Source organism: Streptomyces sp. NBC_00510, from assembly GCA_036013505.1.
Taxonomy (GTDB): Bacteria; Actinomycetota; Actinomycetes; order Streptomycetales; family Streptomycetaceae; genus Actinacidiphila.
On sequence record CP107851.1, the window covers coordinates 3759554 to 3781452 of the forward strand.

The following is a 21899-nucleotide window of genomic DNA, read 5'->3' on the forward strand; positions in this document are numbered from 1 at the left end:
CTGGATTACTCCCCTTCCACACGCATGATGCTGGCGACGCCCCGGACGGTGTCGAGCTTGCGCAGCGCCTCGACGGTCGCCGCGAGCGCCGCGTCCGGCGCCCGGTGGGTGACGACGACGAGCGACGCCTCCCCGCCCTCCCGCCGCCCGCCACCACCCTGCTCGACGGCGACTCCGTCGCCGCTGCCCGGATTCCTTCCCTGCTGACGGACGGTGTCGATCGACACCTGATGCTCGGCGAAGACCGTGGCCACCTGGGCCAGGACACCCGGTTTGTCCGCCACGTCCAGGCTGATGTGGTACCGCGTCACCACATCACCCATCGGGCTGACGGTGAGCTGCGCGTACGCCGACTCCCCCGGCCCGGTGGTGGCGGCCAGCTTGTTGCGGCAGGTCGCCACCAGGTCGCCCAGCACCGCGGAGGCCGTCGGCGAGCCGCCCGCCCCGGGGCCGTAGAACATCAGCTGGCCGGCGGCCGCGGCCTCCACGAAGACCGCGTTGTACGCCTCGCGCACGCTGGCCAGCGGGTGGGTCAGGGGGATCATCGCCGGGTGGACGCGGGCGGTGACCGAACGGCCGTCGGCGCTGCGCTCGCAGATCGCCAGCAGCTTCACCGTGCAGCCCATCTTCTTGGCCGAGGCGATGTCGGACGCGGTGACCTCGGTGATCCCCTCGCGGTGCACGTCGTCGATGGTCACCCGGGTGTGGAAGGCGATGCCGGCCAGGATCGCGGCCTTGGCGGCGGCGTCGAAGCCCTCCACGTCGGCGGTGGGGTCGGCCTCGGCGTAGCCCAGCGCGGTGGCCTCGTCCAGCGCCTCGGAGTAGCCGGCGCCGGTGGTGTCCATCTTGTCGAGGATGAAGTTGGTCGTGCCGTTGACGATGCCCAGCACCCGGTTGACCTTGTCGCCGGCCAGCGACTCGCGCAGCGGGCGGATCAGCGGGATGGCGCCGGCGACCGCGGCCTCGTAGTAGAGGTCCACCCCGTGCTCGACGGCCGCGGCGTGCAGCGCGGCGCCGTCGGCGGCCAGCAGCGCCTTGTTGGCGGACACCACGCTGGCGCCGTGCTCGAAGGAGGTGGTGATCAGGGAGCGGGCGGGCTCGATGCCGCCGATCACCTCGACGACCACGTCGATGTCCCCGCGTTTGACCAGGGCGGTCGCGTCCGTGGTGAGCAGCTCGGCGGGCACGCCCGCGCGCACCCGGTTGGGCCGCCGCACCGCGATGCCCGCGAGCTCCACCGGTGCGCCGATCCGCGCGGCGAGGTCGTCCGCGTGCGTCGTCATGATGCGCGCCACCTCTGAGCCGACAACACCACAGCCCAGCAGCGCCACCTTCAGCGGACGCGTACGCATCATCCGACCTCGCTTCGCGGTTTACGGCTTTTCAAGCCTCTTGGACGGTCCCAGTCTCACGCACCGGACGGAAGTTTCCACGTGCCGTCCGGATCGCGAGACCGGTCTCCTTCTATGTGAGATTTCACGTCAGCCGACGTCGAGACGCAGGAGATCTTCTTCCGTCTCGCGCCGGACGATCACCCGGGCCTCGCCGTCCTTGACGGCGACCACCGGGGGGCGCAGGGCGTGGTTGTAGTTGCTGGCCATCGAGCGGCAGTACGCACCCGTCGCCGGCACCGCCAGCAGGTCGCCGGGCGCCAGGTCGGCGGGGAGGAAGGCGTCGCGCACCACGATGTCGCCCGACTCGCAGTGCTTGCCGACGACCCGGCTCAGCATCGGCTCGGCGTCGCTCGACCGCGACACCAGCGCGACGCTGTACTCGGCGTCGTACAGCGCGGTGCGGATGTTGTCCGACATGCCGCCGTCCACGCTCACGTACGTCCGCAGGCCCTCCAGCGGCTTGATCGTCCCCACCTCGTACAGGGTGAACGCCGTCGGGCCCACGATCGCCCGACCCGGCTCGACCGACAGCCGCGGGACGGCGAGCTCCGCGCCCCGGCACTCGCGGGAGACGATCTCCCCCAGCGACTTGGCGATCTCGTGCGGCTCGCGCGGGTCGTCGTCCGGGGTGTAGGCGATGCCGAGGCCGCCGCCGAGGTCGATCTCGGGCAGCTCCACCCCGTGCTCGTCGCGGATCTGCCGCAGCAGGCCGATCACGCGGTGCGCCGCCACCTCGAAGCCGGAGGTGTCGAAGATCTGCGAGCCGATGTGCGAGTGGATGCCGACCAGTTCGAGCGAGTCCAGGCGCAGCACCCGGCGCACCGCCTCGGCCGCGTCCCCGCCGCCCAGGGAGAAACCGAACTTCTGGTCCTCGTGCGCGGTGGCGATGAACTCGTGGGTGTGCGCCTCGACGCCGACCGTGACGCGGACCTGCACCCGCTGCCGCCTGCCCAGCTTCTGCGCGGCGTCCGCCACCCGGACGATCTCCTGGAACGAGTCCACCACGATCCGACCCACCCCGGCCTCGACGGCCTGGCGGATCTCCTCGGTGGTCTTGTTGTTGCCGTGCAGCGCGATCCGGTCGGCCGGCATCCCCGCGGACAGCGCCACGGCCAGTTCCCCGCCGGAGCACACGTCGAGGTTGAGCCCCTCCTCGTGCAGCCAGCGCACCACGGCACGGGACAGGAACGCCTTGCCCGCGTAGAAGACGTCGGCGTCCGCGCCGAAGGCCTCGCGCCAGGCACGGCAGCGGGCCCGGAAGTCGGCCTCGTCCAGGATGTAGGCGGGGGTGCCGAACTCCTCCGCGAGGCCGCGGACGTCCAGTCCGCCGACGGTGGCGACGCCCTCGGCGTCCCGGGTGACGGTACGGGCCCAGACCCGGGGGTCCAGGGTGTTCAGGTCGGCGGGCGGCGCGGCGTAGTGACCCTCGGGGAGGACATCGGCGTAACGGGGCCCTGCGGGGTGTGCGGAACGGCTCATCGTCTCGTGCTCTCTGCTCTCACAGGTGTCGGGGGGCGCTGATGCCGAGCAGGGTCAGGCCGTTGGCGAGCACGGTCCCGGCGGCGTCGGCGAGCGCCAGGCGGGCCCCGTGAACGGCCGAGGGTTTCTCCTCGCCCTTCGGCAGCGCCGGGCACTCGCCGTGGAAGCGGAGGAAGGCATCGGCGGTGCGCTCCAGCAGCCGCGCCACCCGGTCGGGTGCGCCGTGCCGGGCAGCGGCCTCCACGGTGCGGGGGAAGTCGGCGATCAGGCCGAGCAGTTCGGTCTCCGCGGGATCCCGGCGGCCGGATTCGGCGCCGGGTTCCAGGCCCAGGTCGTGGGCATTGCGCAACAAGGCCCGGCTCCGGGCGTGAGCGTACCGGACCCGGAACAGGGGGTTGTCCTCGCGCTGCGCCAGGTGCGCCGCGGGGTCGGTGCGGGGGGCGTCCTCGGCGGGCGGGCGCAGCAGCGCCCAGGCGGTGGCGTCGGCGCCGAGGCTGCGGGCCAGCTCGTCCGGCGTCTCCCGTACGGGGTGCGGCCGCCGCGCGGGCGGCTCGATGCCGGTGGCCGCGTGGAGCCTGCGGAGGGCGGCGGCGTAGACGTCGGCGCGGGCCTCGCCGGTGGGTGCGGGGAGGGCTGCGGCCTCGTACTCCCCGACCCCGTAGCGGTGGCCCCGCTCGCGTACGAGATCGACGAGGGCCTCGTGGGACTCCCCCTGGAGGGTGATGTTGAGGAACCCCGGTGCGGCGACGTCCACCCGGGCGATGCCGGGGGCGCCGGCGAGCCGGCGGCCGATGACGTCCGCGACGGCGAGCGGCGCGACACCGGTCAGGGGGGCCAGCTGCAGGGCCACGTTCGTGGCGTAGTCCCCGCACCCGGGCCGCGGCGGCCTGCGCACGACGACCCGCTCGGGCACCGGGCCCGCGAGGCTGAGCTCGTCGGCCTCCACAGCACGACGGACCGTGGCGAGCACGGTGCGGGAGAGCTCAGCGGGGGTCACAGACGCAAGCGTAGGCGAGGAGGGGGGTACCGACGCGAACGGGTTTCACCCTTTGGTCACCCCTGGTCACCCGCGGTCAGGCAGTGCCCGGCGTGGCCGCCGGCGCGCCTTGCTGGGGTGCGTCGATGTCCTTGTCGACGAGCCCGCGCACCACGTTGAGCAGCTCGCCGGGCTCGAAGGGCTTGCTGAGGAAGGCGTCCACCCCGGCGGCGACGCCGCGCTCCACCTCGGCCTGGGTGCAGGCACTGACCACGACGATCCGCACGTCACGGGTGCGGGGGTCCGAGCGGAGGCGGGCCGCCGTCCGTATCCCGTCCAGGCGCGGCATGACGACGTCCAGCGTCACCACATCGGGGCGCACCTGCTGCACCACGTCCAGGCATTCGGCACCATCGGCCGCGGTCACGACCTCGAAGCCCTCCAGCTCGAGGTTGACCCTGATCAGCTGCCGGATGACCTTGTTGTCGTCGACGACAAGCACCCGGCCGGACTCGCCCGGCACATGAAGAGCCTAGGCGCGCCGGATCGGATGCGTCCGCGTTTTCCCCATTCCTTCCCCGACCGGGCGACCCCGCCCCGGTGCGCCGGACACGCGCCGCCGCCATGGGCTATGCCACCGGCACACGGCGCGAGGCACGCCCGACACCCCCTCCCCACCCGCAACCCGCCTCCCCGGAAACCCTGTACACGGACACCCCTCCCAGGCTGGTAAGGTTTCACCCGTCGCCGCCACAGCGGCCGACACGCCCCCGTAGCTCAGGGGATAGAGCAACGGCCTCCGGAGCCGTGTGCGCAGGTTCGAATCCTGCCGGGGGCACCTCGCACGAGGTGCCAAAAGACCCCGCCACCAGCCAGAACGCTGGATGCGGGGTCTTCGCGTATGCGCAGGCGTGTGCCGCCCGGAGTGGCCGTATGACGGAGTCTGTGGACAGTATGTGGACAGGATCTTGGAGCGTTCACCAAGGTCAGCCGCCACATTCGACGGACCGTTACCCATGCCCGGCAGGTCCCACGGGCGCCGGCCGCTCCGTTCCCTCCCCGGATGGTGCTGGGCTTCGCGGACGCCGGTCCCTGGGTCAAGACTTGGGGAAGCGAACGCTGTCACGGGCTTCCTGATGCGTCTGGCTCGCTGCCTGCTCGTCTGCCGCGGGAGCGTCGGTTGCGACGTTAACGACATGGTCGTCGTCGCTGATGATGCGAATGAAACCAACCCAGTCGGCGACAGCGGGATTGGTGACACGAGCATCGAGGACCGCATGGCCATTCACCGTGCTCTTCTTGATGTTGGTCGCCTTGAGGTCGTCGTCGGGATAGTCGTTGTTGGCGTTCAGGAGGAACTGAAGCTGCAAGTCCAGGCCAGCCGACAAGGTAGGCCCGTCATTAACGGTGATGGATGTGGTTTCGTCGGCGGTAGTCACCGAATACGAGCGAGCGGCGTAAGTAATGTCGTCTTCGACGATCTCCTCCTTCGTGGCCTTTCCGGGAAGTTTGAAAGTGATGCCAGTGGGGGAATCCGTGGTCTTCGCCCATTTCGCAGCATTGGCCTGGTCCTGATCGCCCTTTTCGGCCACCGCCACTGCCTCGATGCCGGCGGATGACGGCGCCGGGGCGGCGAAGGCACTGGCGGGAAGCAGCACGCCTCCTGCAGCTAGGGAAGTCGCGCCGGCAACCATCAGAAAGCGCTGCGTTGACGAGAGGCGAGCCATGAGAATCACTCCTTGCGAGACATGGGGAACAGGTGTGTGTCGGACGGCCCTGGCAATTCGCGGACCTTTTCGCGGCGGGCCCATATCCCGCCGTACCGCCTGACTCACTTCCGGGTGACGCAGGCACCCAACTGCTCTGCGTGAACCCATGTTCCATTCAAGGTTCAATGCGGAATCACGTCATGTTCCGAGATTGCGTGACACGAGAACTCGGGACTTGCCAGAAGGCAGCGTCCCTGATAGTCGAGCAAGCAGTGGGCCCTTTACGGCCCGGTCATGCGGCCAGTGTCGCCAGCGTCCACTCAGGTGCGGCAAGGATCGAGAAGTGGCCCTGGCCGGGATGGATGTGAAGGCGTGCGCCCGGAATCACCGCGGCGAAGCGGCGGGCGTGCTGGAGCGGGACGGTGGTGTCCGCGTCCCCGTGGTGGATCGACGTAGGCACCCTGATCGATTCGAGGTCGAAACCCCAGGGCCGGGTCAGCAGGCGCAGATCCTGTGCGACCCCCCAACTGCCTCGGTGGAACGCCCGCAGGTAGTTGGCCACGAAGGCCGCGCGTGCGTCCGGCTCGGCGAGGGCACGCCGGTCGCCGGCGGGCATCTCGCTGGTCGCCAGGCGAAGGAACAGCCCTGGTGTCCGGCGCGCCAGCGTGGCCAGGCGGCCCAGAAACCAGCCACCGAAGGCCGGAGCGTGCCGGGCGATCGGCAAGGACGCGCGCTGCCCGGCAGCCATCCCGCGGGTGGGCCAGTTGGGCGGCCCAAGTGGCGCGATGAGCAGCAGGCTGTGGACGCGGTCGGGCAGCTCGGACGCGCAGGCCGCCGCGAACGCTCCGCCGCCCGAGACGCCGAGCAGCGCCACCGAGCCGACTTCCAAAGCGTCCAGCACCGAGGCGGCTTCCGCAGCCCAGTCCACGACCTGCGTCAGGCGACAGGCGTCGGTGCCACCGATGCCGGGGCGATCCGGGGCGATGAGGCGCAGACCGAGCGTGCGGGCCGCGCCCGCCAAGGCGTACACGGTCGACCCGGAGTCGGCCAACCCGTGGCAGAACAGCACCGCGGGCGCGTCCGGCTCCCCCACCACCTCGACCGATATCACGCCGCCGTCGGCTCGACGCAGCTCCAGCCTCATACCGTCTCCCATGACCTTGATCTGAGAGCTGCCTGCGCACAGGTCATCGGCCCCTTGCAGGGGGCCCGGCGGATCCCTCGCCGGACTTCACCACGTCACTTACCCCAGTACTTGCTCAGCTGACCTTCCATGAATGGGTGGGGACTCGCACTCACTTCGCCGGCGAAGGGATGCTCAAGTACGAGGACGAGGGTGAGGCTCAGGCCTACCAGCAACGCGATCGACCCTACGAAAAGCAGCTGCACCTTGAGGTTCGCCACCCCGTAAAGCAAGGTGATCAGCATGACGACCAACGCTCCCCCGTAAGTGAGAACCTCCAAGAGCGGGGGCAGATGTTGCGTTGCGGCCAGGATGCGGGTTCTGCGCTGTGCGGTCACATCGTTCAGTCGCTCCACCGACGCGCTGTAGAAGGCCTCTTCGGAAGCGTTTTTAGGATCGTAATCCTGGAGGGCTGTATACAACGCCTCAACCTTACCTGATGTCGCGCTGAGGCTATTCTTTCCCTCGCGCATCAGCGGCCATGCATCCTCCACGATGGCGTGGACGTAGTTCCCGATCGCACGGTCCAATTTTTGCCGCACATCGTCTGGAAAACCGTGGGCGTTGCGGGAGATCACAGCGAGATCTGTTGCCTCCGAGGTCACCACTGCTTGAACTTGCTCAAGATCGGTCCACAAGGTCACGATGACGAAAGCCAGGACGATTCCGTAGATGGCTCCGAACAGTTCAAGTACCGTGCGCGACACATCATTGGTCACGCCATTGCTCAACTCGGGAAAAACACGGCGCGCCACCAAGCAAGCGGCGAGCGACAAAACAACAACGCCGCCAACGATGAGGATCGCAAGGCTGGCCGTGTCCAGGTTGTTGAGTAGCCAAAGTCCCACGCCGGCGACTCTATCCAGCTCGCGGCCGCGTTCAGGGTCGGCACGACCAACGCCTACCGCTACATCACCGAGGTAGTCGAAGTACTGGCCGCGCCAGCCCCGACGCTCGCAGAAAGCAGCAGAAGGCCCTGGGTCAACTCACCACGCATGACGGGTCGCCAGGCCGCTACGTGCCCCGCGAGTTGGTTAGCGTCTACCGACGCCACGGTCTTACCGATTTCGCGTTCACACTCTGGAACAAGAGGCTCGGGCTTCGTATCAGGTTCACGCGACGTCGTCTGACGTTGTGTACGTCCGAAGATGCTCGACCGCGGCATACAGCGCGTCACGCAACGGTGCTACGCCGCGGGCGATCTGCGCGAGCAGGCTACCTCCCTGGTAGGCGGCGATCAGCATGTGTGCGAGTCGCGCCGGATCCGCCGACGCGTCGAGTCGTCCCTCATATTGCATCCGCTCGAGTCCCGCTCGGAAGATGTCTTGCCATTCGGCGAAGACGCGGGTGAGGTCGTCGCGGACATCCAGATCGGTCTTAACGATCTCGCTCGCGAGGGATCCGAGGCTGCAGCCGTTCTCGAACGGGCGACCGGAGACGACGTAGAAGTCCGCCCACTCCTGGTACGCCTCGATCGTGTCGAAGCCGGCGAACCGTTCGCTTCGGTGGAAGCCGAGCACGCTCTCGGCCTGCCAGTCGATGACGGCGCGCACCAGGCTTTCCTTGTTCGGGAAGTAGTGGCTCAGCTGCGAGCCGCTGACCCCCGCTGCTCTTCGCACCAGCTCGTTGTTCGTCGCGTGGACCCCCCGCTTGTAGATCAAGTCCGCGGCGTGCTCGAGGATGCGACCTCGCGTCGCCAGCCCCTTGCCGGTGCGCCCGCGAAGCTCACGCGATCCATCGTTCATCTGCATGTCACCAGCCTATCCCGCAGATTGGGCTCGGCGGCCCAACACGACCACGGATTGGGCTTGACAGCCCATTCCGCGTCGGGTTGACTCTAAGTGGGCTGAGCAGCCCAGACTGATACCGCCCGGAGGGCCACCACCATGTCTCGTCTCACCACGCCAGAGCTCACCGACATCGACGTCAAGACGCAGGGCACGCTCGACGCCATCGCCAAGCAGTTCGGCTTCGCTCCGGGCATGTTCGCCACGCTCGCCGGCAACCCGACCGTCCTCGAGATCGTGATGGGCCTGCAGGGCAGCATCGCGAAGCTCCTCGACGCGAAGACCCGCCACACGATCGCGCTGGCCACGTCCCACTCCAACAACTGCGACTACTGCTCGGCGCTGCACGGATACATCTCCGCGAACCTCGGAGGCATGTCCACCGAGGAGATCGAGCTGGCCCGCACCGGCGGCTCCACCGATCCCAAGCGTGCCGCCGTCGCTCGCTTCTCCCAGCAGGTGATCGAGACCCGTGGTCAGGTGGGCGACGAGGCCATCGCCGCGGTTCGCGAGGCCGGGTACACGGACCCCGAGATCCAGGCAATCGTCACCGTCGTGGTCGTCACGCTGCTCACGAACTACCTCAACAACGTCAACGACACCGTCGTCGACATCCCCGGTGCGGGCGCGTGACCAGCGACGTGGCGATTACGTCGACTGGCACGGAGGTCGCCCCAATGAAAGCGATGTTCACCACGTACTGACGTAAGGCCAACGCCCGGAAACCGCCTCCTGACCCGATCTCTCCGACAAGGAAACGAAAGCATCATGGATCTCGACAATCTGATCACCAAGCACCTCACCCGCTACTTCGACCCGAACAAGAAGATCCCGGAGGAGACCTTCCAGCTCCTGTTGCGTTACCTGCGCACCTCGCCGACGACGATCAACATCCAGCCGAACCACTTCCATGTACTGGAGTCGCAGGCCGGCAAGGACAAGCTTGCGGAGGCTCTCGTCGGCCGCTTCGCGGACAACGCGGAGAAGGTGCGGAACGCGTCGCACGCGATCGTGTTCACGACCCGCAAGACGATTCCCGACGAGCACTTGCAGGAGATCTTCGCGAAGGAGCGCGCGGACGGTCGCTTCGCGGACCCGGAGATCCAGAAGGGATGGGAGGCTGGAGCGTCCAACTTCGTGGAGATCCAGTCGGAGAACTATGGCGGCGACGTGCTCCACTGGCTGGAGAAGAACACGTACCTCGTGGTCGGCGCGACCATGATGGCCGCCGCTTCTCTTGGAGTCGACGCCACCCCGCTGGAAGGGTTCGACCGCGCGACGATCGACGAAGCGTTCGGCCTCACCGACACCGACTTCACCACGACGCTGCTCGTCGTGCTCGGGTACCCGGACGAGACGCGCGTCTCTCGCCAGCTGGTCTCGCGCTTCGACGCCGACAAGATCTTCACCCACATGTGACGAACTGAGCGGGTGCGCGATCGGCGCGCCTGAGCGCAAACGCGGGATCGTCCACACCATCCCCGAGAAGATCGGCCAACAACGGCACCGCCAAGCCCGTGGTCGCCACGGCGGCAGACCCCCGATGTTCGACCCGGAAACCTACCGCCGCCGCAACACCGTCGAACGGTGCTTCAACCAGCTCAAAAGGCTTCCTTGGGATCACCACCCGATACGAGAAGACCGCCACCTCCTACGAGGCAGCAGTCACCCTCGCGTCGTTCTTGCTCTGCGCAAGATCGGTTTGAAGACGGGCCGTAGTGCCGCAGGCCGTTCGTGCCGCCCGCGCCTTCAGGCAAGATGCGCAGCAGGACCATCAGGGTGATGCTGAAAGGAGAACGTCCATCCGATTGCAACAGGAGATCCCATGATGGACGCAGCCAAGACTGAGCTGTACGCAATAGACCTGACTGATGCGGCGTGGGTTACTAGCAGCTACAGCAACAGGTGGGACAAGACGTGTGTGGAGGTCGCAGACCTCGGCGGCGGCGCGGTTGCGGTCCGCGATTCGCAGAACAGGGAGTTGCCGCCGCTCCGATTCACCGCAGAGGAGTGGGCCGCGTTTCGACTGGGCGTGCGTGACGGCGAATTCGGCTAGAGATCGCCGTCGGCAGCCAGGACCGCCGGTTCTACCCGAGAACCCCTTCGGCAACCGCCTCAAGTTCCGAGAGCCCAAGGCATCCTGAGACGGCGGCGGCGCCGGACCCTACCCGGGGCCGGCGCCGCGTGACGGCAATGTGCGGTCGATCAGTGCTGTGCGGCGCCCTTGCGGCGGCGCAGCACCAGCACGGCACCCGCACCCAGCAGCAGCAGCGCGGCGAGGGCGATGCCACCGACCTGGGCGCCGGTCTCGGCGAGCCCGCCGCTTTCCGTGCCGGAGGAGTCGGAAGCGGACGGGGCGACGGTCGCGGAGGGGGAGCCGTTCGGCTGCTCACCGCCCGCCGGGCCGGAGGCCGACGGCGACGCGGAGCCCGAGGGTGAGCCGCTCGGCTGCTCACCGCCTTCCGGAGCGGAGGCGGACGGCGACGCAGAGCCGGAGGGCTCCGTCCCGCCGCCGTTGCCCTCGTCCTTGCAGTCGACCCAGAAGACCTTGTGCTTGGCGCGGCCGTGCTCTCCGTCGAAGTTCCAGAAGAGCTTGTAGTGGCCGTCCGCGAGCGCGAGGTTTTCGGTGCGCTCGTGGCCGGAGCCGTCGAGGGTCAGCGAGCCGGACTTCACCGTCTCGCCCTTCTGACCGTCGGTCGGCGACCACCGCTCGATGGACCAGTCGGCCTTCTGGGCTCCGTCGAACTGGAAGCCGTCGAGGTAGAAAGTGCAGACATGCGGCTCGTTGTTGTGCAGCTCCTCGCCGGTCTTCGCGTCGTGGATCTTCACATTGCCGTTGTCGCCGGGGGCGTTGTGGGCGAGGGCGGCGGGCGCAAACAGCAGGGATGCTGCCAGGGCCGCCGTCGCCGCGCCTGCCGTAGAAAGGGCGCGCATGGGCGTACCACCTGTGGGGTTGTGAAACGGAATGCGGGGGGAGGCGGCCAGGCTTCACCTCTCCGACCTGCACGTCAAGGAATGGTTGACCTCATTAGTCGGACTACGTCACAACTACCCCATAGGTCCGACATAACAATTACGCCACACCGTTCACGTTTGAAGAAGCGCCTAGCACACGGCCAGCGGTACGCGATCGGTGCGCGGCAGGAGCGCACCGTCGGTCACTCGTACTCGCGCAGCAAGTCCTCGATACGGCGATTTGCCACCTCCTGCCGCCCGTCGATGCACTTCGCGTACCGACTCAGCAGCACCTCCACGCTGTTGCCCGCCCGTTCGGCAACCTCGGTGGCGTCCACGCCGGCGTTGAGCCACGTCGACAGGGCCGAGTGCCGCAGGTCGTACGGGCGGCGCGCGAGGGGCGATACGACCACCGCCGGCGGCAGCGCCAGCAGCCGTGCCTCCTGCCAGGCCCGGTAATAGGAGGACGAGGACACCACTCCCCCGCCCTCGCTGAAGAACAGACGCCCGTCACCAGCCGTCCCGAAGGTGTCGAGGTGTTCGCGGAAGATGGCCACCAGCTGCGGGGGAATCGGCACCCGCCGCACATCCTCAGCCGGCCGGTTCTTCAGCCCGCGGTCGTCGTGGCTCTCCCCCGAGTCAGTCCATTGCTTCCCGACGCTGGGGCGCGTCCGGTGAAGCAGAGCAGCCCCCACCCGGTGTCGGGAAGGGTGAGATCGGTATCGGCGAGACCGACCGCTTCGGCCGGACGCAGGCCACCGAAGCACATCGCGGCGAACAGGCCGACCAGGCGCCGGCCACGAGCGCGGCGGTAGCCGCCGACGTAGGACACGGCGCACAGCAGGGAACGGGCTTGGTGAGGGTTGGCGACGACCCGAGGATCCACCTCGCTGGAGACCTTGGGCTTTTGCCACCGCACGCCACCGAGCGGATTCTCGGAAAACTCGTCCAGGTTGACCGCGTAGTGCATGGCGTTGACGAGCGTCCGTCGCTTCCGACGCACAGTCTCGGCAGCCGCGGCAGTACCGTCCAATTTGATCTTGAGGGCATCGAGCACGGCACGACCGATCACCGGGTCACCGAGATCTGCCAGCGGACGTGATGCCTTGGACACCCAATGCAGCACGTTGGCGATCTCCGGAGGCAGTTCCCGATCACTCGGCCCCGGCAGGACGAAGGCCCAGTTCCGCAGAGCCTTGCGGATCAGTTCCTCCGGCGGCCGGCCGAGACGCTCGTCCAGGAGCGCCACGGTGACCGCCGCCAGGGATTCATTAATCCCGACGCGCGGGTTCGGCGCGGCATGCGGCCACTTCATAGCCAGGTACTTGAGCGCGAAGTCGTACCAGGTCAGCGTGGCCTTCTTCTCCGCCATGGACTCAGGGAGACCGCTACCGGAGTCGAACTCTTCACCGTCGTGGGCTGCCCGCAGGACCTTGGAGCGGAAATTGTCGGCCTGCTCGTACTTGCGCGCCCAAGCATGTGCCGACTGCCGCAACACCGCTATAACGTTTCGCGACCTCGACACCGGAGCGCCCGCGGCCACCTCCATGACCGCGTGATAACGCTGCTCGACTACGCACGACTCCACCAGCACGGCGCAGGCCCTCCCCATGCGCCGAACCAGACGCACACAGCCAAACCGAGCAAGCGGTGTCAGCCTCGGCGAGAACACAGGTCGGATCCGCGGCATGATGATGATCAGCGAGCGGCCGACCGAGGTCGGGGAACGTGCGATGCCCGGTCACTTGGAAGGCGACCTGATCATCGGCAAGCCCGGAAAGTCCGCGGTCGGCATCCTGGTCGAACGCACCACCCGTTACCTGCTGCCGCACCTGCCCGCTGGCCGCGACGCGCGCCTGGTCGAATAGGCCATACGGCAGGCCATCACCGCGCTACCCGCAGAGCTGGCCCACACCCTCACCTGGGACCAGCGCAAGTAGATGGCCCATCAAGCCGACTTCACCCTCGCCGCCGGCTCCCGGTCTCCTTCTGCGACCCGCACAAGCCCTGGCAGCGTGGATCCAACGAGAACACCATGGGGCTGCTGCGCCAGTACCCACCCAGAGGCACCGACTTGTCGGTGCACTCGGCCGACGACCTCGCCCGGGTCGCCCGCAGCCTCATCGGTCGACCACGCGAGACCCTCGGCTACCTGACACCATCACAAAGACTCGCCGAACTCATCGCGCACACCGATTGAATCCGCCAGGTGTGGGTGGATCTCAGAGTGCGTAGCTGCTCACCGTGCCAGTTCGGACGGGCAGCGATGGGGAGCCACGGGCACCGGCGTCGCACACAGCCAGTCTCGGTCAAGGTCGGCAGGGCACAGGTCAGGCCCAAGCTCGCCCACCTCGCTCCGAAAGCGGGTGTCGCAGGTTCGAATCCTGCAGGGGAACTCGCACTGCGTCGCACCTGAGGTTTCTCCCCAGGGAGGCGTTCCGTTCGGCTTTGGTGGTCATCTGGCCCAGCTGATGCAGCGCCTTGCCCGGCAAGGGTGTACACGCCGCCACCGGAGGGCAGTTCGCCCAACGGCAGAAGTTCTGGTCGGCGCCGTGCGAGCGAGCAAGATGATGCCAATACCCTCTTCAAGCGGTGCGTGGCGATCAAGTGCACCGAGACGGCCGCCAGAACAGTGTCGCAGGGGCCAACGACTCACGAACGCCACTACCCCGGCAGCTCTACGGAGACTTGCGCACTCCAGGTGCGCAGTTGTTCAGCAGAGTCGAGCGCCTCTAGGCTCACTGTCCATCAACCATTCTTCATGGCGCAGTTGAAGGGGGCTCCGCGCTCATGTCGTATCCGCCGACCAATGACGACCCGTTGCTCGGACGAGCACAGATCGCCACGCTCGCAGGCGTAAGCCGACCGGCCGTAACGGCCTGGGAAAGAGAGGGGTCCGGCTTCCCCTCGCCGCGGCGCTCCAACGGACAGGACTACTTTCGACGGTCGGAAATCATGGACTGGCTGGACCGGCGGCTGGTGCCGTCCGGGCGCCTCGTCGTGGGAGAGCCCGTCGGCACCACCTACGGGGACCGTGTCCGGAATGGGGAAGGATCCAGGAAGCCCCCAGCCAGCGGGGTGAGGCACCGTCTCGGCGCCGGGTCGTCGTACCGCATCCCGACCGGCGCTGTCGATGAACCCCGCCCCGAAAACCGACGACTTGTATCCGACCTGATGGGCAGTCTCGTCGACCGGGTACGGGGGGCGGCCAGCGTGCTCGACTATTTGAACCTGCTGCTCTGTCTCCACTATCTCCGCGATGCGGCCGTGGAACGCTTCGACGCATTGACCGCCCGGGCCCGTACCCTCGGCAATCTTGACGAGGCAGCCCAGTTGCTCCGAGATGTCGGCCGCGCAGCCGACGAGGACATGCGCGGTCTCGGCGTCCATTCGAGCATGCAGGAGGCTTTGGGGCGCCTGGAACCGAGGACCTCTCGTGATCTCCGCAATGTCGTCGATGCGATGAGCCGCCTTACCGAGGACGTGTTCGGGCTGATCCTCGACGAGTACGAGCAACGAGCCGCGCTGGGCAGCGGTGAATTCTTCACTCCTCGCCCTGTGGTCAGGCTGATGACACGGCTGGCCTGCTCGGAGTTCGGTCCCGGAGAACCGGAGTCCGTCTACGACCCCTACGCCCGCGACGGCGGATTCCTCATCGAGGCGATGGCCGCCTGTGCTTTGGACAAGGACGGTCTGCCGCGCAACGCGACGCTGCGGACGTACGGCGAGACCCGGCGCGCCGAGACATGGCGACTGGCGACCATGAATCTCCTTCTTCACGGCGTCCCCCCAGCCCTCGACCTCAAGCACACAGCCCCGTGGAACGACAGCCCGGGGCGGGCCCCGCTGGAGGCGTTCGACATCGTTCTCACCAACCCACCGTTCAACATGAGCGACCCCGGCCGCGAGGAACGCCGCGGGGGCCAGTGGGCGTACGGGGCTCCGCCGCTCGACAACGACAACCTCGCCTGGGTCCAGCACTGTCTGGCCAAGCTGCGCGAGCGGGGCCGCGCCGGGATCATCATGCCCAACAAGGCAGGAAACTCCAGTCACAAGGCCGAACGGGCCATCCGGCGGAATCTGGTGGAGAGTGGAGTCGTCGACTGCGTCATCGCACTGCCTGCCCAGTTGTTCACCGGCACTGCCGTACCTGTCTCCGTATGGCTACTGCGCCACCCCGACAACCCGCGCGACAGCACACTGTTCCTCGACGCACGGCACATGGGAGTGAAGTACGGCTCGCGTCGGGTCCTCAGTGCAGTGGACGTCGAATCTCTCCTCGATGCCTACCGCGCTCACAGGAACACGGGAGGGGCCGCGCTTCCCCTCGGAACGATGATCTCAGAGCCACACGTGGCCGCCGCCCTGGTATCCCGGGAAGAACTGCGGCGCAGCGACTACTCGCTCAACCCTCTTGACCATGTCGAACGCCGGAGCGACGGCGGGGAAGGCTCCGAGCGCGAGCTCGTGTCCACCCGCCAGCAACTGAACGACGCCAAGGACCGCCTACGGAACGTCCAGCATGCCGCCGCGCGGCTGCCATACATCGGGGAGCATGGACCGCTGCTCCGGAGGAACCAGCCGGCCTCCCTGGTCAGCCTCGACTCACTGTGCGAGATCCAAGCCGGACCGTCCTATTCCAAGCTCGGCAAGAACCAGCGCAGCACCCACGGCTCCGTTCCCGTGGTGTTCCCACGGCACCTGAGGGACCGGCGCATCAGCGACGAGGCAGACGAGCGGGTGACGGAGGAGTCGGCCCGCCGTCTGAGAAACTTCGAGCTGCGGCACAAGGACATCGTGTGCGTCCGATCTGGTGCGATCGTGCCGCCTGCCCTGGTGCAGCAGCATCAGGCCGGCTGGCTGATGAGCCCCAATGTCATCCGACTCCGTGTGCCAGAGAGACAGGAAGACCGGGTACTGCCGGAGTACCTTCTCCACTACCTGTGCCTGGACGAGTCCGTCGCCTGGATGCGGGACCGGGCCGCGGCGACCGCAGCCCCATCCCTCCGGTCCGAATCCCTCGGATCACTGCGGGTTCCGCTACCGGACCTGGCCGAGCAGCACGAGATCGTAGCCGTGCTGAGCGGTCTTGACGAGTTGGACCGCGCGCATCTGGCCGTCGCTGCCTCAGTCCGGCGCACCCGCATCGCGCTGGCCGGTGCGCTACTCGGCCCGTCTACCGAACCCGCCCCTGACACCTTCCTCGGCCACCGATTCGAGAAAGAGGCGCCGCTGTGAACACCCAGCCCCAGACGTCCGCTCCGACGCCCCCTCCCACGCCAGCCTCCGAACCCGCGAACAGTGCATGGATTCCCTGGCTTCTGGTCATGGTCCTGTTCTCTGCCCTCGTCGCCGCATGCGTCGGATTCCTCAAGGTTCTCGACGGCACTCCGGTTTCCGGGGCTCTGCTCTCGGCAGGTGCAGGGTTCGGCGGAACCGCGCTGCTCTGTCTCGCTGTGGTGCCGGTAGTCCAACAGCTGCGTCAACGTGGCTAGCCAGCTCCTTGTAGATCTTACTGGGCTCGCCTGCGCCAGTGCCCGCTGTACCGTAGGCGAGGACCACCCCGACGCGTGAGCGGTGCGTGAGTGGACAGTCTCGGAACGAGGTGTTCCCGCGGTCAGGCGTGGGCTTTGAGGGCGGCCAGGCGGGCCTCGATCTCTGCCGCGTCGCCCATGCTGTCGAGGCGCTCGAACTGGGCGTCCAGTGAGGAGTCGGCGAGTTCCTGCTGGCCGAGTGCCCTCGCCTCCTCGCGGCGGACTATCTCCTCGAAGCGGCTCAACTCGGACGTTGGGTCTAGAACATTGATGTTCTCGGCGGCGTCCAGCATCTGGCTCTGCGCGTGGGCGGTCTTGGCGCGGGCCACCAACTGGTCGCGCCTGGAGTGGAGCTCCGTCAGCTTGACCTCCATTTGGGCGAGGCCGGACTTCAGTTTGTCGACGACTTCCCGCTGCATGGCGATCGTCGGCTCGGCGTCCTTCGCCTCGCGCCCGGCCTGGAGCTGGCGCTGCAGCGCCACCTTGGCGAGGCGGTCGAACGCGTCGGCCTCGGCTTCGGAACCGGCGGCCCGCAGCTCGTCCGCCTTTCGGCTGGCGGCCAGCGCCTTGGTGCCCCACTCGGTGGCCGCCTCCACGTCCTCCTGATGGTCCTGCTCCAGGAGGCGCAGATTGCCGATGGTGGTGGCGACCGCCTGCTTGGCCTCGTCGATGTTGTTGCTGTAGTCGCGGATCAGCTGGTCGAGCATCTTCTGCGGGTCTTCCGCCTGGTCCAGCAGGGCATTGATGTTCGCCTTCGCCAGCTGTGCGACGCGGCCGAAGATCGTCTGCTTGGTCATGGGACCGACCCCTTCCTTGGGTTGCCGTCTGCGTACGCCTTGGCTCAGAACCTGCCGCCACCGCCCCTCCGCCCGCGTGTCCCTCCGCCGCCGAAGCTGCCGGGGCCGCCCCCGCCGAACCCGCCGCCGAAGCCACCGCTTCGCCCGCTGCCGAACATGCCCCCGCCGGTCCCGCGGCCCATACCGCCGAAGATCTCCCCGAGCAGGATGCCGCCGAGCACCGCACCGCCCATGCCGCTGCCCCCGCGGCGGCCGCCCATGGCATCGCCGTACGGACTGCCGTACATGCGCACGTCCCCCTCGGCCTGCTGCTGCGCCGCGCGGGCCAGCGCGTCCGCCCGCTGGGCCTCGGCGAGCGCGGCGGCGGGATCGGTGGGCCCCTCGACTGCGGAGTCCTGCGCCAGTTCGAGGTGCCGCTGTGCCTCGGCGAGACGCGTCCTGGCCTCGCTGCCCACCGCTGCACGGTGGGTCGTGATGAAGTCCGAAGCGGCGCCCACGGCGCTGCGCGCGGTGAGCAGGGCCTGGTCGAGCAGGGAGCGGGCCCTTCGGTTGCTGACCTCGTGTGCGCGCGCTCCTGTGAGGGCGTCCTCGAGGGCCGCGTCGGCCTCCTCCACGCGACGCAGCACGTCGATCGGGTCGTACGGTCCCGCGGCGATCCGCGTCCGCACCTCGCTGACGACCGACTCGGCGCGGGCGATGCGGCCGTGCAGGTCGGCTGTGGAGATGCCCTCGGGAGTGCCCACGAGCATGCCCCGCGCCTCCGCGAGGTCGGTCTCGGTCTCCGTCAGCGCGCCGGGCAGCTTGCCCGCCGCCTCCGCGAGCTCCTTGGCCAGTCGGCCGACGGCGTCCACGAACGTGCCCGCCTGGTCGATGGCGCCCTCGGCGGCCCGCAGATGCACCGCGGCCGTGCCGCCCGCGCCGGCCACGACGGCCTCGCGAGCCTGGCCGACCTGGGCCGCGGCGAACGCGAGCCGGTCCCTGGCCTGCTCGACGTGGCCCGTGACGGGCTGGACCGCGGTGGGCGCGTACCGCGTGCCGAGCGCGGTGAGCGTGGCCTGCGCGGTGTCGGTGCGGCCGGTGATGTCCCGCAGCTTCGCCTCGGCGTGCTCCAGCGCCTGAGGCGCGTTCTGCTCCAGCGCGCGCAGCCGGTCGAAGCCCTCGGCCTCCGCGTCGAGCCGGCGATTGGCCTCGGTACAGCGCGCGATGATCTCGTCCAGCATGCGGCGCTTGGCCGCGTCGTCCTCGGGCATCGCGTCGTCGAGCTGCTGCCGCAGCCGAAAGGCCGCCGTGAGCTGCGCCTGCGCATACCCGAGCGCCTCGCTGTAGGGCGCGGCCGCCTCTTCGCCGAACTGGGCGGTGGCGAAACCGAGTTCCTCGGTGCTGGTGCGCACCGCGTCGTCCGTCTCGACGAGCAGCTCCCTGGCCCGCTGGTCGAGTTCGGGCAGGGGCAGGGGCACGCTCTCGGTTCCGCTCGGGCCGGGGGACCCCCAGCCCTGGGTGGTACGGGGTCCGGAACGCTTCCTGCGCCGGGCGTACACGTACCAGGCGAAGGCGAGCGCGGCTCCGAGTACCGCGACCGGCAGAACGAGATCACCAGCGCCCGTGTCACCGCCGGCGCCACCGGGGTCGGCCTCGCCCGGGGTGATCGCCGGAGTGGGCACGGGCATGCCCGCGAGGACCGCGCCGATGCCGTCCGCCGCGCCGATGGCCGCTCCCGCCCAGTCGTTCTGCCGCAGCGCCGGTTCGACCGCGGTCTGTGCGACGTCTTGCAGCTGGGCGTCGGTCAGCTGCGAGTGCTGGTCCACGGAATACGCGTACTGCCGGTCGTGCGTGGCGACGGCCAGCAGTACGTCGTTCAGGCCGAGGCCGTTACGCTCGGCGGTCGCGTCGGCCCAGTCCTGGGCTGAGCGGCCGGAGAAGTCACGTACGTAGGCGACGTAGAGCTGGACGCGGTGCACGTCGTCGAGATTCCTCAGTGCCGTCCCGACGGCGCCCTTGCGGTCGCCGAGCGCGTCCACCTTGTCGGTGATCTGGCCGGTCCTCGACAACACGATCGGATCGTCGGCACGGGCGCCTGCGGCGGGCAGGACCAACCAGCACAGCATTGCCAGCGCGCCGATCAAGGCATACGCGGTACGCAGGGTGTGCGAGGTGCGAACGCCTCCGTGCGACGGTTCCCGGCTCCGGTACGGCCTCACTTTGTGAGCGTATTACCCCTTCTGGCCCACCGCGACCGAGAACGCCCCGGGCTGGGACGTCCGCTTGTGGGGGCTTGACCGTCGGACATCGCCATACGGGGGGCATCGGTCATGCGTCGAGCCGGTCGACGGCGTTCACGTCACTGCGTCCGCGAGCCAGTGCCCCGTGCGGTGCTCGTCTGCGCGCGGAGCTGCATGACCGCGACCTCGTCGATCCTCGATGCGCCGATGCGTCAGCTGGGTTCGACGGGGGACTTGGGCTGGGTGGGGGGTTGCTGTTGCTGGGGTTGGTCGCCCGTGCCGCCGCCTCCTCCGGAGGACTTGGGCGGGGCCGGGGGCTGTTCGGGCTGCTGGGGCTCGGAGGGGGGCTTCTGGGGCTGTTCCGGGGTGTTGGGCGTGGCCGGGGGCTTGGGTTGCTCCTGCGTGCCCGGTGACTCCGGAGACTTCGGCTCCTCCTTCGGCGACTGCTCCTCGCTCTTCGGGGATTCTTCCTTCTTCGGGGATTCCCCTTCCTCCTTCTTCTGTTCCTCGCCCTTCGGGGACTCCTCCTTGGGCGACTCTTCCTTCGGCGACTGCTCCTCGCTCTTCGGCGACTCCTCCTTGCCCTTCCCCGGCGACTGCTCCTCCGTGCCGGGCGACTTGGGCTCCTCCTGCTTCTTCTCCTCGCTCGGCGGCGGCGCCGTCTTCCCCGGCGGTTCCAGCTGCGAGCCCGTGGACGGCGACGGCAGGACCGGCACCGGAGAGTCGGACGGCTGGCCCTTGGGGGGTTCGACCTTGTGGTCCTGCTTGCCCTCGACCTTTCCGCTGGGGCGCTCGAACCAGCGCTTGCTGTCCTGGTCGTAGAGCGTGAGCGTCTTCATCGGCTTGTCGGACGGGACGACCGCCACCAGGCCGGCCGCGCGGAAGGTGTCCCACTGGCGGCCGCTGTACGTCGGCGTGCCGTTGACGGCGTCGGGCGAACTCAGCGGGTTGCCGCAGGTGCAGCGGACCACCGGCACGCCGTGGTCGTCGACCATGACGGGGGTGCCGGCCTGGAGGATCGCCTGGTAGTCGGTGGCCTTGCCGTCCTTGAAGCCGTGGCTGGTGACGCGGGTGTCCCAGTTGAGCTGAACGGGCGTCAGCGCGCGCAGGTGGGAGGGGAGGTCCTGCGGCTCGACCTTGAGGGTGTCGGCGAAGGCCGCGGTGCGGGCCGGGTCCTTGGTGAGGTACGTGATCTGCTTCTCGACGTCGCAGGCGGCCTCGTTCTGCTTGCCGCTGTAAAGCCCCGGGTGGGCACCGCTGACCTTGAGGGTGCCGCCCGGGGCCGAGGACTCGTTGGGGGTGATGGTGGGGGTGACCGCGGTGCCCGATTCGCCCGCCGTGGAGGGGGTGAAGGGGTCCGGGCCGGCCGCGGAGGCGTTCTGCAGGAAGATCTCGCCGCCGCCCTTGGTGCCGCCCAGGAACGAGAAGGCGAAAATCACCGCGACCGCCACGACCATCGCGGTGCCCGCGGTGACGAGGGTCCGGCGGGCCCGCCACCACGGGGCGGGGGGTCCGCGGTGGCGGCCGGGTTCTCCGCCTGATGGGCCCGGTGGTGGCGGCGGGCCGGGGGGTGGCGCCGCCGGTGGGGGCGGGGGGCCCGGTGTCACCGGTGGGTGCTCACCCGACGGCCGGCCGGACAGCGGTCCGGACGGAGGGCCGGTGGGGCGTTCGGGCGGAGGAGGTATGGAACTCACGGCACTCTCCCCAGACGTGGGGCATCGGGAATTGAGGTCGATTCCCGTGCGCCCTCCGATTCCATTATGTGCGCCCTTCCGGAAAGCGTGATGTTTCACGGGAATTTCGGCAGTGGGGCATCCGCGAAGCGGTTCCCGCCGCACCGGCTTCCGTGGCGTGACCTGCTGCGCA

The 21899-nt window shown here is 68.6% G+C and carries 16 protein-coding genes, 1 tRNA gene and 3 pseudogenes; 7 read left to right on the forward strand and 13 right to left on the reverse strand.

From position 1 onward, the window contains the following. Positions 1 to 5: 5 nt before the first annotated feature. From OG937_16480 to OG937_16495, 4 genes are all read right to left on the reverse strand, one after another. On the reverse strand, positions 6 to 1355 hold the full coding sequence (locus tag OG937_16480) for a homoserine dehydrogenase (protein ID WUD73174.1): 1350 nt from the start codon (positions 1353 to 1355) through the stop codon (positions 6 to 8). 126 nt (positions 1356 to 1481) lie between these two features. Further along, positions 1482 to 2873: a diaminopimelate decarboxylase gene (lysA, locus tag OG937_16485; GenBank protein ID WUD73175.1), complete on the reverse strand. Its 1392-nt coding sequence runs from the start codon at positions 2871 to 2873 to the stop codon at positions 1482 to 1484. A gap of 19 nt (positions 2874 to 2892) precedes the next feature. Further along, positions 2893 to 3870, reverse strand: coding sequence for a DALR anticodon-binding domain-containing protein (locus tag OG937_16490; GenBank protein WUD73176.1), 978 nt, complete (start codon positions 3868 to 3870; stop codon positions 2893 to 2895). Positions 3871 to 3946: 76 nt separating this feature from the next. Further along, complete coding sequence (locus OG937_16495; protein WUD73177.1) at positions 3947 to 4372, reverse strand: response regulator; 426 nt, start codon at positions 4370 to 4372, stop codon at positions 3947 to 3949. A 243-nt stretch (positions 4373 to 4615) separates the two neighbouring features. Between OG937_16495 and OG937_16500 the strand changes: the two genes are divergently transcribed. Next, positions 4616 to 4687: transfer RNA gene (locus OG937_16500), tRNA-Arg, on the forward strand. Between the two features lie 259 nt (positions 4688 to 4946). Here the strand turns inward: OG937_16500 and OG937_16505 are convergent. From OG937_16505 to OG937_16515, 3 genes are all read right to left on the reverse strand, one after another. Further along, positions 4947 to 5576, reverse strand: coding sequence for a hypothetical protein (locus OG937_16505; protein WUD73178.1), 630 nt, complete (start codon positions 5574 to 5576; stop codon positions 4947 to 4949). Between the two features lie 274 nt (positions 5577 to 5850). Then, positions 5851 to 6702 (reverse strand): alpha/beta hydrolase, encoded by an 852-nt coding sequence (locus OG937_16510; GenBank protein WUD73179.1) that lies wholly within the window; start codon positions 6700 to 6702, stop codon positions 5851 to 5853. A 95-nt stretch (positions 6703 to 6797) separates the two neighbouring features. Next, positions 6798 to 7589 carry a DUF4239 domain-containing protein gene (locus OG937_16515; GenBank protein WUD73180.1) on the reverse strand — a complete coding sequence of 264 codons (792 nt, stop codon included), beginning with the start codon at positions 7587 to 7589 and terminating at the stop codon, positions 6798 to 6800. A gap of 15 nt (positions 7590 to 7604) precedes the next feature. Between OG937_16515 and OG937_16520 the strand changes: the two are divergent. Beyond that, positions 7605 to 7712: pseudogene (locus OG937_16520) on the forward strand (transposase family protein). Between the two features lie 141 nt (positions 7713 to 7853). On the opposite strand, the gene OG937_16525 reads toward OG937_16520, so the two are convergent. Continuing rightward, positions 7854 to 8492: a TetR family transcriptional regulator C-terminal domain-containing protein gene (locus tag OG937_16525; protein WUD73181.1), complete on the reverse strand. Its 639-nt coding sequence runs from the start codon at positions 8490 to 8492 to the stop codon at positions 7854 to 7856. A 135-nt stretch (positions 8493 to 8627) separates the two neighbouring features. Between OG937_16525 and OG937_16530 the strand changes: the two genes are divergently transcribed. The 3 genes from OG937_16530 to OG937_16540 all read left to right on the forward strand — a co-directional run bounded on the left by OG937_16530 (position 8628) and on the right by OG937_16540 (position 10584). After that, positions 8628 to 9161: a carboxymuconolactone decarboxylase family protein gene (locus OG937_16530; protein WUD73182.1), complete on the forward strand. Its 534-nt coding sequence runs from the start codon at positions 8628 to 8630 to the stop codon at positions 9159 to 9161. 135 nt (positions 9162 to 9296) lie between these two features. Then, a complete protein-coding gene (locus OG937_16535; GenBank protein WUD73183.1) occupies positions 9297 to 9947 on the forward strand; it encodes a nitroreductase family protein in 651 nt (216 codons plus the stop codon). A 409-nt stretch (positions 9948 to 10356) separates the two neighbouring features. Continuing rightward, entirely contained in the window at positions 10357 to 10584 is a 228-nt protein-coding gene (locus tag OG937_16540; protein ID WUD78768.1) for a DUF397 domain-containing protein, read from the forward strand. A 149-nt stretch (positions 10585 to 10733) separates the two neighbouring features. Here OG937_16540 and OG937_16545 read toward each other — a convergent pair whose 3' ends face one another. Together OG937_16545 and OG937_16550 are read right to left on the reverse strand one after the other, a co-directional pair. Further along, positions 10734 to 11462, reverse strand: coding sequence for an LPXTG cell wall anchor domain-containing protein (locus OG937_16545; GenBank protein ID WUD73184.1), 729 nt, complete (start codon positions 11460 to 11462; stop codon positions 10734 to 10736). Positions 11463 to 11686: 224 nt separating this feature from the next. After that, positions 11687 to 12936 (reverse strand): annotated as a pseudogene (locus tag OG937_16550) (site-specific integrase). 235 nt (positions 12937 to 13171) lie between these two features. Here OG937_16550 and OG937_16555 point away from each other — a divergent pair. Then, positions 13172 to 13683, forward strand: a pseudogene (locus OG937_16555) (IS30 family transposase). 755 nt (positions 13684 to 14438) lie between these two features. Next, on the forward strand, positions 14439 to 16721 hold the full coding sequence (locus OG937_16560) for an N-6 DNA methylase (protein WUD73185.1): 2283 nt from the start codon (positions 14439 to 14441) through the stop codon (positions 16719 to 16721). 379 nt (positions 16722 to 17100) lie between these two features. Here OG937_16560 and OG937_16565 read toward each other — a convergent pair whose 3' ends face one another. The 3 genes from OG937_16565 to OG937_16575 form a co-directional block, all read right to left on the reverse strand. Continuing rightward, positions 17101 to 17814, reverse strand: a complete 714-nt coding sequence (locus OG937_16565; GenBank protein ID WUD73186.1) for a PspA/IM30 family protein — start codon at positions 17812 to 17814, stop codon at positions 17101 to 17103. Positions 17815 to 17858: 44 nt separating this feature from the next. Further along, positions 17859 to 19919, reverse strand: coding sequence for a TPM domain-containing protein (locus OG937_16570; protein WUD78769.1), 2061 nt, complete (start codon positions 19917 to 19919; stop codon positions 17859 to 17861). A gap of 326 nt (positions 19920 to 20245) precedes the next feature. Further along, the gene (locus OG937_16575) at positions 20246 to 21484 is read right to left on the reverse strand and encodes a primosomal protein (protein ID WUD73187.1); all 1239 of its coding nucleotides are present in this window, start codon (positions 21482 to 21484) and stop codon (positions 20246 to 20248) included. Positions 21485 to 21899 lie beyond the last annotated feature (415 nt).

Excerpts from the sequence above, each read along its gene's own strand:
- OG937_16480 (WUD73174.1), bottom strand. The coding sequence starts at position 1,355 with ATGATGCGTACGCGTCCGCTGAAGGTGGCGCTGCTGGGCTGTGGTGTT.
- lysA (WUD73175.1), bottom strand. The coding sequence starts at position 2,873 with ATGAGCCGTTCCGCACACCCCGCAGGGCCCCGTTACGCCGATGTCCTC.
- OG937_16505 (WUD73178.1), bottom strand. The coding sequence starts at position 5,576 with ATGGCTCGCCTCTCGTCAACGCAGCGCTTTCTGATGGTTGCCGGCGCG.
- OG937_16510 (WUD73179.1), bottom strand. The coding sequence starts at position 6,702 with ATGAGGCTGGAGCTGCGTCGAGCCGACGGCGGCGTGATATCGGTCGAG.
- OG937_16525 (WUD73181.1), bottom strand. The coding sequence starts at position 8,492 with ATGCAGATGAACGATGGATCGCGTGAGCTTCGCGGGCGCACCGGCAAG.
- OG937_16530 (WUD73182.1), top strand. The coding sequence starts at position 8,628 with ATGTCTCGTCTCACCACGCCAGAGCTCACCGACATCGACGTCAAGACG.
- OG937_16535 (WUD73183.1), top strand. The coding sequence starts at position 9,297 with ATGGATCTCGACAATCTGATCACCAAGCACCTCACCCGCTACTTCGAC.
- OG937_16540 (WUD78768.1), top strand. The coding sequence starts at position 10,357 with ATGGACGCAGCCAAGACTGAGCTGTACGCAATAGACCTGACTGATGCG.
- OG937_16545 (WUD73184.1), bottom strand. The coding sequence starts at position 11,462 with ATGCGCGCCCTTTCTACGGCAGGCGCGGCGACGGCGGCCCTGGCAGCA.
- OG937_16560 (WUD73185.1), top strand. The coding sequence starts at position 14,439 with ATGGACTGGCTGGACCGGCGGCTGGTGCCGTCCGGGCGCCTCGTCGTG.
- OG937_16565 (WUD73186.1), bottom strand. The coding sequence starts at position 17,814 with ATGACCAAGCAGACGATCTTCGGCCGCGTCGCACAGCTGGCGAAGGCG.
- OG937_16570 (WUD78769.1), bottom strand. The coding sequence starts at position 19,919 with ATGCTGTGCTGGTTGGTCCTGCCCGCCGCAGGCGCCCGTGCCGACGAT.